The sequence below is a fragment of the Pseudomonas sp. SZ57 genome (assembly GCF_009495975.1).
Lineage (GTDB): Bacteria > Pseudomonadota > Gammaproteobacteria > Pseudomonadales > Pseudomonadaceae > Aquipseudomonas > Aquipseudomonas syringae.
Genome location: NZ_WIBD01000014.1, coordinates 44,532 through 59,724, shown reverse-complemented (window position 1 = coordinate 59,724; position 15,193 = coordinate 44,532). Strand labels below are relative to the sequence as shown.

Sequence of the window (15,193 nt, the reverse complement as noted above, 5' to 3'; positions counted from 1 at the left end):
ACCAGATGCAGGCAGCATTACAGCCTGACCTGCGGATCATGCGGGTTTGAGAGCCGATTCGGGCATGAGTTCGATTTTCAGGCCAGCAACGCGGTAATCCAGCCGATCTGCCGCGCAACGTCCTGCCGCTTCTCTTCGTTCACGGCTTGTTGCGCGCGTTCGAAGTTGTGCAGCGTCTTGTGCTTCTTGCCCAGCAGACGCTGCCACTTGAGCAGAAACGCCGGGCTGCGCGCCTGCATCTGCAGCGGGCCGAAATACAACTCCTCAGCCGTATAATTAACGGGGCCTGTGCGCTCGGCGACGATGATTTCATAGTCGAAACGGTTTTCCCGCAGCACCTCTTCGCTGACGATGCGGTAGTCATGCTTCATCAGCCAGACGCGCAATGGTTGCTCGCCGCCGTTGGGTTGCAGGATCAAGCGCTCCTGACCGCTCAGGCGCGCCTGGCCCGCTTCAAGGATGTCGCGAATCGTCTCGCCGCCCATGCCGCAGAGGCTGATCGCGGTGATCGCGTCTTCCGCTTCGATCGCCGCCAGACCATCGGCCAGGCGCACGCTGACCTGATCCTCCAGATCGTTCTCGCGCACGGTACGCTCGGCTGCGCAGAACGGCGTCAACGCCACCTCGCCAGCCACCGCTGCCGCGATGACACCCCGGTTCAGCAGCGCCACCGGCAGATAGCCGTGATCCGAGCCAATATCAGCCAGCCGTGCACCGGCAGGTACGTGCGTCGCCACACGCTCAAGGCGCATGGACAATCTCTGTTCGTTCAACGGCAACCCCTTTCACCCCAAACGCCCGACAGCGTGGCCGGGTCCGGGCGCGATTCTGTAGAGCAACGCGGCGCATTTCAACTTTCCGCGACAAAGACCACGGCTCGACCCCCACCTGTCGCTCGCGTAGGCTTGGCGTTTTCCATCCTTTGCAAAGCAGAGATCCCATGGCAAACGCAGACATCACCTTCACCCCCGATCCAGACCCGGAGTCCATCTCCTCTGACGTCGCCGACTTCAACGGCGTGCTGGTCAGCACCCAAATCCCCACCCATCCCGACGGCAGCCTGGAACTGGGCGGCATCACCGAGCAGAGTGAATGCACCCTGCGAGCCCTGAAAGACGCCCTCGAACGCGCCGGCAGCTCGATGGACCGGGTCATGCACCTGACCATCTACCTGACCGACATGGCCGATCGCGCTGCCTTCAACGAAGTGTACAAACGCTTCTTCAAAAAACCATGGCCCGTGCGCGCAGCGGTGGGCGTGGCGGCGTTGGCGGTTGAGGGGATGCGGGTGGAAGTGACGGCGATGGCGGCCAAGGCGGGCTGACCGTAATGCACACACCTGACTGATGCTCGCGTCAGCGCTTTGCACCTGTGCAGAGTTGCATATCCCGTGGAACCGGATCTCGTTGCTTGCCACCAAGGCGGTATGAGTTTCCGGAGAAGCAGATGATCAACCTCACTAACCTTGCATCTTCGTTGGCGCGAGTGGCGCTCAGCGATTCGACAAAGCCAACGATAGACCGCGCGATGAACGTCGTCAGCCATATCGCTGGCAAAGTGGCGTTGCAGGTCAACAGTTCATTGCTGGAGCAGAAAGGCCGGCTCAACGAGCGCCAGCAGAAAGGCCTCGAGGTGATTCTGGACGCATTGCTCGGCAAGGAACCGGTGACCCATGTCGAAACGCACGAAGGGGGAGGCCGATTCAATCTGGCGCGAGCTGCCTTCGACGTGGCCAGCGTTGTCTGGGAGCGCGATAAGTCGATGCGCAACGTGATGAGCTTTTTGGGCGTCAGCGACAGCCAGGGCAAGATGTTGTTCTCTCTGGGCAAGACGCTGGCCGACGCGATGGCCAGGCCCGAATCTGAGCATGGCAAGCACAGCAGTGAGGCGAACTACGCATTCTTCTCCAGCAACTTGAAGCTGAACAAACTGATGAACGACATCGCTGACCAGGTGATCAACGAGATTCGTCAGCAGAACACCGATCGCGTGCGACGACCCACACCGGGACCCTCCTGGAGACCTGAAAGCACTCAACAGCAAGCGCGCCCGCAAACGCCTCCAAGCGCTCGCCCTCAGGCCAACAGCGCGCCGCCACCACCGCCGAAAGCCCAGCCCAATTCAGGCGCTCAGCGGCCGTCAACAGAGCGGCCCCACAACACACCCGCTGCTGGCGCGTCCGCGAAGGTGGACGATTCCGCCCCCGCCAAGCCACCCGTCAAGCCGTTGTACGAGCACTTGGGCCTCTCGGACATGACGGCGGACCTCTCCGCAGTCAAAAAGGCTTACAAGAAGGCCTCGCTGAAGAATCATCCTGATAAGAACGTCGGTAACGAGGCTGAGGCGACTGAACGTTTCAAAGTGATTTCAAATGCGTTCAGGATTTTGTCCGATCCAGAATTGCGCAAGAAATACGACAATGGCCTTATTGATGAGAACGGTGACGAGTTCAAGACCTGACTTTTCGGCGTGAGGCATGCTGGCGGCAGTGTTTCTGAGCAGTGGGCTCCACGCGCAAGTAGCCCCGATAACTAAACGCTGCTCTTCGTTGATTACACTGAAAAACGTTCTTCTATTGCCTCGGAAAAATGCGTGCAGTTTATTCGCGCAAAACGCTGGTAGTCGCGCGACACCGAGAACGCCGAGCCCGGCATCAGCAGGATCTTGTGTTGTTCAAGTCCCTTTATGAAGGGCTCCAGGTTAGGGATGTCCGGGTGATAGGCCCAGATGAACATGCCGCCCTGCGGTGCTATATCGAATTGCCAGCCTCTTGCTCGCAGGGCGCGTTGAGTCTGGACCTGCTGGCTGATAAGCCTCTGTTGAACATCCTGCATGTGCCGGGCATAAGTACCATCCGCCAGAATGGTGTTGACGAACCGCTCGCAGAACGCAGGAACGGCAACGCACGTCAGTAGTTTCAAGCGTGTCAGCGGCTCAATGAGCTCTTGTGAGCAGGCGATATAACCCACGCGCAGCGAAGCGGAAAGGCATTTGGAAAAACTGCCGACGTAGATCACACGATCCAGATTATCCAGCTCGGCAAACGTCTGGCGCACAGTGGGGCTGAAGTCGCCGTAGACATCATCTTCGACCACAAAGAACTCATGCTCTACAGCAAGACGCAAAACCTTGAAGGCGTTGTGCGGGCTGATGTTGCTGCCGGTCGGATTGTGGAAGGTGCTATTGCAGAAAAACGCTTTGACCGTGTGCTTCGCCAGATAACTCTCCATCTCGGCGATATCCGGCCCGTCCTGAGTCCGCCTTATACCCACAACATGACCGCCCGCCAACTGAATCAACCTGATCAGGTTGCCATTGCCCGGCTCGTCCACGAATACATGGTCACCGGGCTTGATCAATAGGCGGGCAACCAGGTCCAGGCCCTGCGTCGCTCCCAGAGTGGTGAGGATCTGACTGGGTCTGATGTCGATACGGGTGAGACGCTTCATGTGAACGCAAAGCTGTTTACGCATCGGGAGATAGCCGGAAATGTCGCCGTATTCGGCTAGCGAACTTTGCTCAAGCCGCGCCGTGCGCCGAATGGCCTTGGCCAGCAATTCGGTATCTCGCCATGCCGGTGGCAGCCAGCCACATCCCAGCTTGGTGTAGTGCGGTCCTGCCTGTAGCAGCCTGAACAGTGGGTCGGCGCTCATGCACTCTATTTCCCGCACGTTATCTACATGGGTGGCATGACTGCTCACAAAGTAACCGCGTCCGGGAGAAGCCGACAGCACGCCTTCACTCACCAGACGCGCATAGGCCGAGACCGCATCGTGGTAACTCGCGTCGGCAGTCAAGGCCAGCTTCCTTATCGACGGCATACGTTGTCCAGCCAGCCACTCGCCTGATTCAAGGCGCTGCTTAAGCGAGTCATAAAGGGCGTTGTTGGGCATGGCGGCTTCGTCAAACTGATAGAAAAAATAGCCTAACAGTTAATCAGAAAGCTCGTCGACTGTGTGCCTGCGGACGCCGTACAGATGCGAGCATGCATCTGCTGCTGGGGCTGAGTACAAGGCGACGCATCCATTGATGTCTGAGCTTTTTGTGAAAAAGACGGCAGCTCCTTTCCACCATGAGCACTGTCCATGACGAACACGCTGCCTCGACGCACCTATCTGTATTTCACCGCGCAGTCCATTAATCTGACCACTGCCGTCATGTCTGTACCATGGCAGCCATTGTCGGCTCGGCACTTGCACCCGATATCAGATTCTCGACCGTACCGTATGGCTTTCAATTCTTATTGCTGATGCTGGCGACATACCCCGTTTCCAGATTGATGAGTCGCATCGGCCGAAAAAAAGCTTTCATGCTGGGCGCTATCCCGCTGGTGATCTCTGGCCTGAGCGGCTTTTGGGCCGTTGAGCATCAGCATTCCCCACTGCTGGTTTTCAGCCATGCTGCGCTTGGCGTGTATATCGCATTTGCCAACTTCAACCGGTTCGCGGCGACCGATAATCTGCATCAAACGTTAAAGCCCAAGGCTATCTCGCTGGTTGTGGCCGGCGGGGTCATTGCCGCCATTGTTGGGCCCACACTTACTGAGGTGCTCAGAGACTTGGGCGGCTATCCCCTGTTTTCGTTGTGCTATGCGTCGTTCATTGGCCTGGCAGCGTTATCGTTGTTGATAGCCGTTTGTCTGCCTGACGATCCGGTAATGCCTGTAACTCTCAGCGGAAATGGAGCGCCCACGAATGAGCCCCGTAACTCGATCACGCCGACGATCATGATTGCCATGGCAGTCGCAGCCTTGGGTTACGGAGTCATGAACTTGCTGATGATTCAGGCTTCGATGCACATGAAGCATATGCATCAGGACTTCTCGGATGTTCGCGTTGCGATTCAGTGGCATGTGATAGCCATGTTTGCGCCCTCTTTTTTCACCGGGGTGATCATCCAGAAAATCGGAATCAAAACCACCGTCTGTGCAGGCTTGATCATGTTGATTGGTTGCGCGGCCATAAACATGGGATCGAGCAGTCATGAGGTCATGATTCTTTCGCTGATCGTTCTAGGGCTAGGCTGGAACCTGACCTATGTTGGAGGCGGCGCACTGTTGGCCAATGCTCAGCAGAGCAACTCGGTAGCCATGCAGATGCAAGGCAAAAACGATCTGGCTATCGCAATCCTTGCAACGATTGGCGCGTTCACTCCTTCGCTATTGCTCAGCACGGTAGGTTGGGCTGGCACCAACGCTATTTGCATGGCGCTGTGCATCGCATTACTGCTGTTGACGGCTGTTCGACTAAAAGACTCACCCTGATTCCCCAACACCACCCCGGTATACTCCCCGCATTTCTCCGGGAGCCCGCGTGGCCGTCCAGGCGAGGGGGCGGTAAAGCACCGACTGCGGTGTATGAGTCACACCTCTCGTGATGACCTGATAGCAGAGCTCTCGAAGGGGTATGCAGGCGGGCGACGAGATTCGATGTCGGCACCTCGGCAGGGGAGAGCTTGCGATTCTGGCTATCAGCAAAACAAGAAAGCCCTTCATCCGCTCCAACGCAAAACGGGCAACGCTTTGGAGGGATAGCGCAGAAGCAGGACCAGTCAGGTAAACAGGAGTACGGCGCCGAAAATCATCGTGTCGATCTCGCGATTGCATATGAGGGCATCGTACCGAAAGGGGAGGGAGAGACCAAATCGCTGATTTTGATATCGCTGCGTTCGCGCGCGTGCCGGCGAAAGCTGAATCCCTGTAAGCGCTGCCGAGCGCGTGCGAAGGCTGCGATGCGATGGGTCATTAACTCGGATCGCAGCCTTCACTTGGGTTTGGCAGTTCCAACAGGTCAACCAGGCACGTAGATGAGGTGTTTGGTGGGCCAGGGGCCGATTAATCGACAACGGTGTACCGTTCTGACTTTATAGGAGCGGAAACTGCGCTTTCTCCTGACTGGGGCGAGTAACGTTCCCCCAGTATCAGTGACTTGATTTTTGGCCCGGCTATATAGTTCATCTCTTCCAGTGTCAGTTCAAATTGCGTCTCTCTGCCTGCAACAGGCTGCACGAAAGGTGCGGTTTCCACCGTATTTGCTGGAGTTCCATCGTCATTCTCGCGGTGGATTCCTATAGCTACGTAGGCAGGACGAACTCCATCAGATAGATAATCGGGCAAAATGATCGTTGCTGGCTGATTTCGTTTAATTTCTAACTTATCAGCATTTTTAAACATTGGAATGGGGCGAGTCGATTCTTGATCCATTTTTTTTCTCCAGACGTGAGTGCGGTAAAAAGGCTTTGTCACAGCAACACCAAGATAAGAAATTCAGGAGGCGATGAGTACTGTCACTAATGACAGTGCTTAGTCAGTTTCGCGATGAATGCAGAGGCTTTGATAGCCCACAACAAAACGGTATTCCCCGCACAATAAAAAGCCCCCGAAAACCCTCTGCGGATGGGGAATACGCAGAGGATTGACGGGGGCTAGTTCTACTGGGTGAAGCGGTATTAACGGGCGATGGTCTGGGTCTTCACGCCGGCTTCGATACCTGGGGTGGAGCGGCCGTAGACGTCTTCGAAACGCTCGATGTAGTCTTCGCCCAGGTAGCTACCCGATTGAACTTCGATGATTTCCAACGGGATTTTTCCCGGGTTGCGCAGACGGTGAACCGAAGCAATCGGGATGTAGGTCGACTGGTTTTCGGTCAGCAGGAACACGTTGTCGTCACAGGTGACCTGAGCGGTACCCGATACAACGATCCAGTGCTCAGCGCGGCGGTGGTGCATCTGCAGCGACAGGCTGGCGCCCGGCTTGGGGGCTTTCTTGCGCACCGCGCTCCCGACGGAGCTTGATTATCGAGCTCAGGAAACCCACAGCTTGTCGATGGCGGACATCATTCAGCGCGTTGCTGCAGGGTGTGGGCAAGAGCGCGGGGAAGCCGCCATGGAATTCGTGATGGCGTTGGCGATCGGCAAAATCCGCCTGCATAAGGATGTCGACAGCCGCCTGCGTGCCAGCCTGATCGCGATGTTGTCGCAGCACGTGCCCGAGACTCTTTACTTGCTTGATCCTGAGTACGAGCCGCCGCTGTGATCAATATTTGTTGAACCCGTTGTAGCGGTGGTTTACTTGCTAGCAATCACGGCTTGGCCCAGCTCGTGGTTGGGCTGAGGTCTGAGCATTTGGCGGCTGATGCGTACCCAACGGGGGGGCGTTAGGGTTGCAGCGTATGTGCGACGTATCAATGTGCTATCAATAATCTGGACGGGTGAGAGATATTGTCATAAATTCGATGGCTAAAATTGCCATGGATGTCGAGATGGAACCTAATGATGCTGGCGGAGTCGCTGCCAAGCACGGCTTCATCTTCCAAGATTGCGTCGCAGCCTACTACGTCACCCAGATGTTGCGGGACAAAACTATTCAACGTGTTCGATGTGAAGTCACCGATGACATTGATGTTGTTTGCGATGATTTCGTCGAATTCGTGCAGGTGAAAACCACCACGAAGACACTTTGGGCGAGAAGCGATCTTGTCGTCCTCAGTTCAGGTGCCGGCAACAAAAAGATCAAATACAGCTCGATCATGCATAAGTCCATGCAATGCGAGCCCACGCTCACCGTGCCCAGGAAGTTCAGGATCGTCACGGAGCATCCGACCAATGTCACCCTCGAATACCTGCTCATCAACCGTGAAGAGCGGAATGGAAAAGCGGGGCGCGATGAGCTGGTCGATTACCTCAATTCCAAAACCTCCGACTATGTCGCACCCAGTGGGGTGGACGTGGCGACCTGGGTTGACGCCGCGTGTTGGGAAGTCTTCCGCACGATGCGCGAGATTGAGCTCCTGGGCATCAGGAACATTCGACTAGCCTCGTATGATCTTCACGGAGTCTTATTGAGCACCGAAGCCTCGGCGGAGAACATCTGGCAGGGGATTCTGGATACGATTACCCGTAAAGGTGCCCTGTCACGCAAAATTCACTCCGTCGACAGCAAATCGTACCTGCGCGCGGATCTAAACGCGTGGTTCCAGGGGCTGGTCGAGGAGGATCAGAAGCGGGCGGGTCGCAAGGTTTACGTCAAACGGCAACTGCCCCATATCCTGGTTCCGTTTCGCAACTCGCTGGCCACCCCATGTGCTAAGCGCAATGGTCACGTCCTGCACCAGCAATACAGCTTCAAGCGCTATCGCTACAAACACATTGTGGACAATGTGTGCAAATGGCTGGATGAAGTGTTCCTTCGCCCCAATGAGCTCGCAGACATTCACAAGTTGTCCCTAGTCGAGCAATCTCAGCGCCTGAAAAACACGGTGTTTGCTTCCTTGGCAGACATCCGCTCACTACTGGGGCGAGTGCTACTCCATGCCACGATACGGCAGATGCATGCGAGCCAGCCTATCCCGTGTCTGCTTTACCTCGAAGGTAAGGGCGAAGAAAAGATCCTCGAAAACGTCCATATCGTCAGGCGAGATCCGGAGGGCGATCAGCTGTGGGTCGGCTTCAGTGAGCTGGTCACAGCAGCCAACATCACTACGCGTCTTCCGGAGATTCGCCAACAGCTTTACGAAGAGATCGTGGAGAGTTTCAGCAACGCCCGGGGCAAGATTCTCGACATCAAGGATGATGAGTACCTACTGCGGCATGACATCGACATGATCCTGGACGAGAGCAACCCGTTCGATGCACACCTGGATCGATTCAAATTTGTGCTGTTCGTTGGGTACGACTCCTCGTTGCTCACCGACCCTGAGACACCCGGGCATGAAGATCATTTAGAACGGGAAACGACAGCTCTCTTCGAAATGTTTGCCGACGACCTGAAACGCGACCCAACGTTCGCCGAGCTTGCGATCGACGTGTTCATCTACCCCGCACCGAGCTTGGAGACGTTGACCCAGTTGGTGGACAAAAAGGTCAGGGAGGCCATATGACCGAAGTTTATGATGCAGCCAAGTTGAGCTTGAGCGGTGATGGATTCTCCGCATTCCGCTACCTGTCAGCGGTCAACACCCTCCTGTCCAACCCTGTCTCCACCCCTCTGGGCCGAGATCTGACAATCCGAGCGCTCGATGCCCGTGAGAAATTCACCGACCACGTTGGCATTCTGCGCAACATGGTCAGGAAGGCTGGGCTGTTCCCCTACTTAAAGAAAGAGTTTTCTGAGCTGTCCCAGGGTGACCTGATTGCGCTCGACGTTTACCGCACGCCATTCTCAGAGGATTTTGTTTTCCACTCTATGCAGTTCCGGATCTTCGACCTGCTCAAGGACGGTCGCAACGTTGTGCTCAGTGCGCCCACCAGCATGGGCAAGAGTGCCATTGTCGACTCGCTACTGGGGCTCGGTCGCTTCAATCGGGTCGTCTTGGTGGTACCCACGGTCGCGCTAGCTGATGAGACGCGCAGACGCCTTCAGGAGCGCTTCGGAGAGGTCTATCAGATCATCCATCACAGCTCGCAAGAATGCCGCAGCGAACGGGTCGTGTACGTCCTGACCCAGGAGCGGGTCAACGAGCGTGATGACATCAAGGCCATCGACCTCTTCGTTATCGACGAATTTTACAAACTGGCCTTCCAGCAGCTCAAAAGTGGCACCACAGACTTCAATGATGAGCGGGTCATCGAACTGAATATCGCCCTTAGCAAGCTGCTAAAGGTGTCCAAGCAGTTCTACCTCACCGGGCCTTTCGTCAACAGCATTCGAGGCCTGACTGAACTTGGGTACGACCACACCTTCATTTCCGCCGACTTCAACACGGTGGCTGTCGATGTGCAGACGTTCGGTGTGGATGCCAATGACGACGAAGGAAAGCTTGCAATGTTGGCGACTATTGCGCCCCAGTGCGAAGGCGCCACGATCATCTACTGCAAGTCCTCTGGCGTTGCAGGCAAGGTTGCACGCGAACTCGTCCGGCTTGGGTATGGCCGTCCGTTCCAGAGTGAGCACATTGATTGGGTTGCTGAGGAATTCGACCCAGAGTGGGACTATACCTATGCCCTCAGGAACGGCATTGGCCTGCATTTCGGTGGCCTCCCCAGGGCGCTCCAACAGTACACCGCCGACCGGTTCAATGCCGGCGACCTTCGTTTTCTGCTGTGCACGGCCACCATCATTGAGGGGGTGAACACGGTTGCGAAGAACGTGGTCATCTACGACAACCGTAATGGCACTCGCGGGATTGACAAATTCACCCATGGGAACATCAAGGGACGTGCGGGCCGGATGGGTATCCATTTTGTGGGCAAAGTGTTCTGCCTGGAAGACGTTCCGGAGGACAATCTGAACCAAGAGGTTGATGTGCCTCTGGGAATTCAGGATGCGGATACACCACTGAATCTGCTCGCCAGTGCACAGCCGGATCACTTGTCAGAATATTCTCAGGAGAGGTTTGAGGCCGCCTTTGCCCAAGATCGATTTTCCATCGATCTACTCAAGAAGCACTCCTACTTCAGGATGGAGCAGTTCGAGCAGCTCTACAGCATGGTCGAGATGCTCAGCGAGAGCGAATTCGAGTCGCTTCTGTTCCACTGGTCGCCAGCGCCTGGTTTCCTTACCACTTTGGCCATGATCAGCAGCAGGCTAGTGCCCAAGGCGTTTTCCACGAATGGGCTGCAGACCAAAACGCCCGATGCCATCCTGGCCAAGCTGACGAGCTTTCAGAGAGCTGAGAGCTACTCTGCTTATTTGAAGGGCCAGATCGAATACACCAAGCAGCGGATCAAGGATGATGAAAAACGGATCAGGGCTGGTCAACAACGGATCAAAGCTGATGAGAAGTTGACCCTTTCCACTGGGCTCAACAACGACTTGAAGCTGGTGAGCAACACCTTCGGCTACACCATTCCCAAGGTGCTGGCGCTGCTGGAAGACGTGGTTCGCTTGCACGCTATCAAAAAGGGCATCCGGAGCACGATTGACTACAGCTATGTCAGAATCAAATTCGAGAACCTTCATTTACCGCCAGGGGTGAATGCCCTTGAGGAGATTGGGATCCCCATCCAGACGCTGCACCGCATGTGTGAGCTACTGGAGTTTCCCGAAGGGGCCGGGGTGGATGAACTGGCTGACTATCTTCGCCACAACGAGCCGGCCTGGGGTTTTATGGGGTACGTCGACCAGAGCTTCGTGAGGCGGGCGCTCGGGTCTGTGTGAGAGAGGCAGGCACTTGAATGGAAGGCGTGGCTACCCATATGGTTGGCTTGCTGGCACGGATCCGTGCTCTGTCTGCGACGAAGGTCTAACAGGGGTAGGGTGGCACTTGGCTTGCTCACCCTGTTTGATCTCGGCATTATCTCTAGCTCAAGCTTTTGTGAGGTTCGAGCTATATGGAAATGACGTCTCTCAGGCTGCTTCATCGCAGCATGATTTCAATTGGCAGCGACATGCAGCAGTTCTTGGTGACGACGGGCGCCGCAAGCTTTGATTGCCTCTTCTCCACTCGCGAAACGCCCTTCATACTGACACTCACCGCCCGTGGCGAAGTCAGAGGTTTCTTCCGCTTTGAAGTGCTCAATGGGTACAGAATTCGGGACTATCTGGGCGATATGTATGGCGACCTGCTTGCTGTGCTTCGGTCAGACGGGACAAGCGGTGAGCCATTGAAGCCCAAGGACTTCCTAGAGCAACTGAACCAGGCCATTCCAACCCAAGCTTCTGTGCCTGCCAACCCCAAACCTTCTGAAATTGTCCGTCTGCGCCCTGACATCATTGAGGAGCGCGAGAAGCCGTATTTCAATGCCTGGATTTACTGGAAGGCAGACAGCGGTAAACGTCCGAGCGAGGAAAACCAGCACAAGACACTGTTGCTGCTCGGGCCCGAAGCCGCGCGTCACAGCCGGGAGCGAAATGCTTCGTCGCGATGGAGTTCTACCGATACTGGTGGAAGTTGGGAGCGATCCTGAATATATGGGGCGGCTCTGTATTGCTAGAATGGGAAGCTTGCAGGGTTGTGGTTCCGCACCTATTTTTTTAGATATTCTATTTTTAGTGTCAGGATAGAGGCGATGGTTGTGCTGCGATATTTGTCTCGGTCGTGGTGGTGCCTTTTGCATTGAGCTATCTATGATATCAAGGAAGTCAAATGGATCTATTTACTCCAGTTGTGCCAGTAGAACGGCAACATGAAAACTTCAGACGTGTCCTAGTACCTGGACGAGTCTCCGAAAGGGCGGTTGTGTCAGGTTGGGCTGAAGGGTTTCCGGATCGAGATAATAAATTTTTACATGAGTTTCAGACGACATTCAACTCGTCCTTCTGGGAGGTTTACTTATATGGTTTATTTAAATCGTATTCTTTCAGCCTAAATTGGTCTCAGGCGAGTCCTGACTTTTGGCTCACGACAGCATACGGAGAAATTATTGTTGAGGCTGTTACTGCTAATGCTGCCGAAGGTAAGGAGCCTGAATGGGACAAGAAAAGCCTGATGAGTGACGCAGTAAGGAAAAAGGATTTTTGGCCTCTCAATCGCGAGGCAATCATCCGCCTTTCGAATGCCTTGAGCGCAAAAGTGAGGAAATACGAAAAAAGTTACAAGAAATTATCTCATGTGCCGGGCAAGCCATTCGTAATAGCTGTAGCTCCGTTTGAACAGCCCGATTTCCAGCACCAGTATGATCGTGCCATGCGGGCCTTGCTTTACAACGATTACGTAGACGAGAAGGCGTATTTCGAAGATCCTGCTCGATTCCCGGATGGCCCACCTAGCGTTAGGCTTGATGAAATCACAAAGGACAATGGCTCGACTTTCGAATTAGGCATTTTCGAGAATGATGATTGGGCGGAGGTTAGTGCAGTTATTTTTTCTTGCGTAGCTACGTGGGGGAAAGCCGTCGCGATGTCAAATGACCGTCGTGATGGATTCATCATGGCGAATTGGGGCACTGATGAATCCGGCAAGTCCGAGTCAAGAGAGAGTCGGGTCGGCATCCCTAGTGAAGAGATTCATGACGGACTTCAGATATTCCACAATCCATACGCTTCCAATCCAGTTGACCTGCGAGTCTTTCGTCGAAAGGGGGTAGTGCAGCACTATCTATCTCAAGGGGTTTGGATTCGCGAAGGTTATGATGACTGCCTGCAATTCAGATTTACCTACGCATCAGGAGCACCTTTTAGGGATTCTCCACATAGGTGAGAGCATGCGCTTTGCTTGAATGCTAGGGCGACGTGGCGGTTCGGAAGATGACTTGGCCGGACGCCTGCTCCATAGCTACAAAGACCACCTGTCGCCAGTAGGCCTGGAGCGAAAAGCGGCGTAAAAGCCCTAGTCGGTGTCCGGGATTACTTGACCAGTTCACTTCAGTGGCCACCCGCGAAGATGAACAAAAGCGAAGGTGGCAAGGTAAGCCACGTCCCAAAGGCAGTTCAGCCGCCAGAAATAATAGATCCGAGCCAAGCTCTTCCGGGACACAGGCGCCGACGAATCTAAGAAGACCGTTACGATGCTTAGCTGCGCTGGCGAGACTTTTACCAGTGGCGAGCAGCTGTAGACTTGGCTATCCCCATGATCCGTGAGATCTCTGCCTTGCTATGGCCGAGCGCTTTTAAGCGCTGGACTTCTTCACGCACTTTTTCCGCTTCCAGGATCCGGGGATGTATAGCGGGTTTGCTGTCAATAACGATTGGCTGGAGGAGCCCATCGACTGGCTCTAGCTCCTGACGAACGCGCTCCAGCAATTGCGCCGGCGCAACCTGTTCGCTCGCCGCCCATGTGAGCGCGGCCAAAGACAGGGGATGAATTTTCAACTGCGCGGCGATCTCTTCCACTCTCTCCAGCGTTACGCTGGATTCAGCCCTTTCCAATCGGCTGATGTGAGATTGTGAAACACCGCCCTCAAAGTCGATCTGGAGAACGGAGCTATGGCGGCGCATGAACCGCAGTGTTGAGGCGAACGCTATCCGGAGCATGGGCGACCGATACGAGTAAATCCGACTGTATGCCGCGTTTGCATGGTTCGACTCAAACCCGTATGTTCATATGAGAGAGTGTTTTTGTGGGTATGCGACTGTGTGACTGCCCGCACTTGGAAATGCTTGGCTCAATATTTTGGTAAAGCCTTGCGTGCTTGGTTCGGTCTACGAAATGCCTCAGCCGGCAGCATCAATATATTGGGAAAGCTTCATAGACCTTCCCGTTTTACCAAAAAATCGGAGGCTTGCTGTTGAACGTCCGGATCTACTCCGACCTTCACTTAGAGATCGAAGCGCCGTATGGCTTCCCCGCAGGTTATGCGGGCGATGACGCTGATCTCGTGATCCTTGCTGGCGACATTCATACCAAAGGGCGAGGCGTGACCTGGGCACAGGAAAAGTTTGATGTGCCAGTCGCCTATATATGCGGGAACCACGAATTCTACAAAGGCCACATTGACCGCACCCTTCAGTCGATGAAGCAGTTGGCGGCAGGCAGCAATGTGCATGTTCTTGAAAATGAGTCCCTCGTGATAGGTGAGGTGCGCATCTTGGGGGCTACAGCCTGGACAGACTTCGCGACGGGCGAAAGCGAGTATCAGGCATCCCAGGAAGCTAGGCGAGGCATGAATGACTTCCGCCTGATTCGTGCGGGTGAGGGGTATAGGGCGTTGAGTATCAGCGACGTCATCAGTCGAATCATCGAACCCACGAGTGGCTCAATGAAGAGCTAGCCAAGGAGTTCGATGGCCAGACTGTTGTCATCACTCATCATTGTCCTCTGGTCAATTATTGCGGGCCAGAGCGTGGCTCACTGCTAATGCCGGCCTATTCAAATGACTGGCCAGAGCTCATTCGTAAGGCTGACGTATGGGTGTTTGGGCACACCCATAGCCATGTTGATGTGATGGTGGAAGGCTGCCGACTCATTAGCAATCCGAGAGGTTATCCAGGTGAGCAGTGTGGTTTTATTGACGGTTTTATGATTGATATTAAATAGCTGACTGGATTGATATGCGTAATTACCTTGAGCTGCTAGATGAAGCTGGGCAGCAAGATTTCAAACGAATCGTGACCGGATTTTTACTAGACGCACGGTCAAAAGGTGAAGGGGGTCGAGCGGCGATATTTAACGACCGTCTGAATCGCTTTGAAGATGGTGAGCCGTTTACTACAAGCCGGGTTGTTGGAACGTTCCAGGAAGCTGGATACACGCTGCTGTTAACGGAAAACGGATCCTGCTACGTGATCGTTAGTCATCTGATGTTTGTTGATGATGTTGTAGGTGGTGTGCCGCAGATTATGATCCTTCGAGCCAGTTGATGTAGGACTGCCGATAGC

General features: G+C 54.8%; 12 protein-coding genes and 3 pseudogenes. 10 read left to right on the top strand and 5 right to left on the bottom strand.

The window, feature by feature from the left end; genetic code table 11:
* Positions 1–77: 77 nt before the first annotated feature.
* Positions 78–773, bottom strand: a complete 696-nt coding sequence (locus GE543_RS14195; protein WP_306092875.1) for a tRNA (adenine(22)-N(1))-methyltransferase TrmK — start codon at positions 771–773, stop codon at positions 78–80.
* 167 nt (positions 774–940) lie between these two features.
* Here GE543_RS14195 and GE543_RS14190 point away from each other — a divergent pair, with 167 nt between their 5' ends.
* Both GE543_RS14190 and GE543_RS14185 read left to right on the top strand, forming a co-directional pair.
* Positions 941–1,324 (top strand): RidA family protein, encoded by a 384-nt coding sequence (locus GE543_RS14190; RefSeq protein ID WP_003340858.1) that lies wholly within the window; start codon positions 941–943, stop codon positions 1,322–1,324.
* A gap of 122 nt (positions 1,325–1,446) precedes the next feature.
* Positions 1,447–2,460: a J domain-containing protein gene (locus GE543_RS14185; RefSeq protein WP_153221696.1), complete on the top strand. Its 1,014-nt coding sequence runs from the start codon at positions 1,447–1,449 to the stop codon at positions 2,458–2,460.
* A 92-nt stretch (positions 2,461–2,552) separates the two neighbouring features.
* Here the strand turns inward: GE543_RS14185 and GE543_RS14180 are convergent, their stop codons facing one another.
* Complete coding sequence (locus tag GE543_RS14180) at positions 2,553–3,893, bottom strand: PLP-dependent aminotransferase family protein (RefSeq protein ID WP_153221695.1); 1,341 nt, start codon at positions 3,891–3,893, stop codon at positions 2,553–2,555.
* A 192-nt stretch (positions 3,894–4,085) separates the two neighbouring features.
* Here GE543_RS14180 and GE543_RS14175 point away from each other — a divergent pair.
* A pseudogene (locus tag GE543_RS14175) lies at positions 4,086–5,263 on the top strand (MFS transporter).
* A 570-nt stretch (positions 5,264–5,833) separates the two neighbouring features.
* On the opposite strand, the gene GE543_RS14170 reads toward GE543_RS14175, so the two are convergent.
* Positions 5,834–6,202, bottom strand: a complete 369-nt coding sequence (locus tag GE543_RS14170; RefSeq protein WP_032703316.1) for a hypothetical protein — start codon at positions 6,200–6,202, stop codon at positions 5,834–5,836.
* A 245-nt stretch (positions 6,203–6,447) separates the two neighbouring features.
* A pseudogene (locus tag GE543_RS14165) lies at positions 6,448–6,753 on the bottom strand (cupin domain-containing protein); the annotation flags it as partial.
* A gap of 64 nt (positions 6,754–6,817) precedes the next feature.
* Here GE543_RS14165 and GE543_RS14160 point away from each other — a divergent pair.
* The 5 genes from GE543_RS14160 (at position 6,818) to GE543_RS14140 (ending at position 13,076) form a co-directional block, all read left to right on the top strand.
* Complete coding sequence (locus GE543_RS14160; RefSeq protein WP_256664764.1) at positions 6,818–7,033, top strand: hypothetical protein; 216 nt, start codon at positions 6,818–6,820, stop codon at positions 7,031–7,033.
* A 226-nt stretch (positions 7,034–7,259) separates the two neighbouring features.
* Entirely contained in the window at positions 7,260–8,876 is a 1,617-nt protein-coding gene (locus GE543_RS14155) for a dsDNA nuclease domain-containing protein (protein ID WP_153221694.1), read from the top strand.
* Positions 8,873–11,095: a DEAD/DEAH box helicase gene (locus GE543_RS14150; RefSeq protein WP_153221693.1), complete on the top strand. Its 2,223-nt coding sequence runs from the start codon at positions 8,873–8,875 to the stop codon at positions 11,093–11,095. The genes GE543_RS14155 and GE543_RS14150 overlap by 4 nt, the downstream gene beginning before the upstream one ends.
* Before the next feature lie 173 nt (positions 11,096–11,268).
* Positions 11,269–11,844 (top strand): DUF6037 family protein, encoded by a 576-nt coding sequence (locus tag GE543_RS14145; protein WP_153221692.1) that lies wholly within the window; start codon positions 11,269–11,271, stop codon positions 11,842–11,844.
* A gap of 179 nt (positions 11,845–12,023) precedes the next feature.
* Positions 12,024–13,076 carry a hypothetical protein gene (locus GE543_RS14140; RefSeq protein WP_153221691.1) on the top strand — a complete coding sequence of 351 codons (1,053 nt, stop codon included), beginning with the start codon at positions 12,024–12,026 and terminating at the stop codon, positions 13,074–13,076.
* Positions 13,077–13,408: 332 nt separating this feature from the next.
* Here the strand turns inward: GE543_RS14140 and GE543_RS14135 are convergent, their stop codons facing one another.
* Positions 13,409–13,813 carry a helix-turn-helix transcriptional regulator gene (locus GE543_RS14135; RefSeq protein ID WP_256664763.1) on the bottom strand — a complete coding sequence of 135 codons (405 nt, stop codon included), beginning with the start codon at positions 13,811–13,813 and terminating at the stop codon, positions 13,409–13,411.
* Positions 13,814–14,103: 290 nt separating this feature from the next.
* Here GE543_RS14135 and GE543_RS27880 point away from each other — a divergent pair.
* A pseudogene (locus GE543_RS27880) lies at positions 14,104–14,852 on the top strand (metallophosphoesterase).
* A 14-nt stretch (positions 14,853–14,866) separates the two neighbouring features.
* The gene (locus GE543_RS14125; protein ID WP_153221689.1) at positions 14,867–15,175 is read left to right on the top strand and encodes a hypothetical protein; all 309 of its coding nucleotides are present in this window, start codon (positions 14,867–14,869) and stop codon (positions 15,173–15,175) included.
* Positions 15,176–15,193 lie beyond the last annotated feature (18 nt).

What these genes read in the sequence shown, in the direction of transcription:
- GE543_RS14190 (WP_003340858.1), top strand. Translation starts at nt 941, where the DNA reads ATGGCAAACGCAGACATCACCTTCACCCCCGATCCAGACCCGGAGTCC.
- GE543_RS14185 (WP_153221696.1), top strand. Translation starts at nt 1,447, where the DNA reads ATGATCAACCTCACTAACCTTGCATCTTCGTTGGCGCGAGTGGCGCTC.
- GE543_RS14180 (WP_153221695.1), bottom strand. Translation starts at nt 3,893, where the DNA reads ATGCCCAACAACGCCCTTTATGACTCGCTTAAGCAGCGCCTTGAATCA.
- GE543_RS14170 (WP_032703316.1), bottom strand. Translation starts at nt 6,202, where the DNA reads ATGGATCAAGAATCGACTCGCCCCATTCCAATGTTTAAAAATGCTGAT.
- GE543_RS14155 (WP_153221694.1), top strand. Translation starts at nt 7,260, where the DNA reads ATGGAACCTAATGATGCTGGCGGAGTCGCTGCCAAGCACGGCTTCATC.
- GE543_RS14150 (WP_153221693.1), top strand. Translation starts at nt 8,873, where the DNA reads ATGACCGAAGTTTATGATGCAGCCAAGTTGAGCTTGAGCGGTGATGGA.
- GE543_RS14145 (WP_153221692.1), top strand. Translation starts at nt 11,269, where the DNA reads ATGGAAATGACGTCTCTCAGGCTGCTTCATCGCAGCATGATTTCAATT.
- GE543_RS14140 (WP_153221691.1), top strand. Translation starts at nt 12,024, where the DNA reads ATGGATCTATTTACTCCAGTTGTGCCAGTAGAACGGCAACATGAAAAC.
- GE543_RS14135 (WP_256664763.1), bottom strand. Translation starts at nt 13,813, where the DNA reads ATGCGCCGCCATAGCTCCGTTCTCCAGATCGACTTTGAGGGCGGTGTT.
- GE543_RS14125 (WP_153221689.1), top strand. Translation starts at nt 14,867, where the DNA reads ATGCGTAATTACCTTGAGCTGCTAGATGAAGCTGGGCAGCAAGATTTC.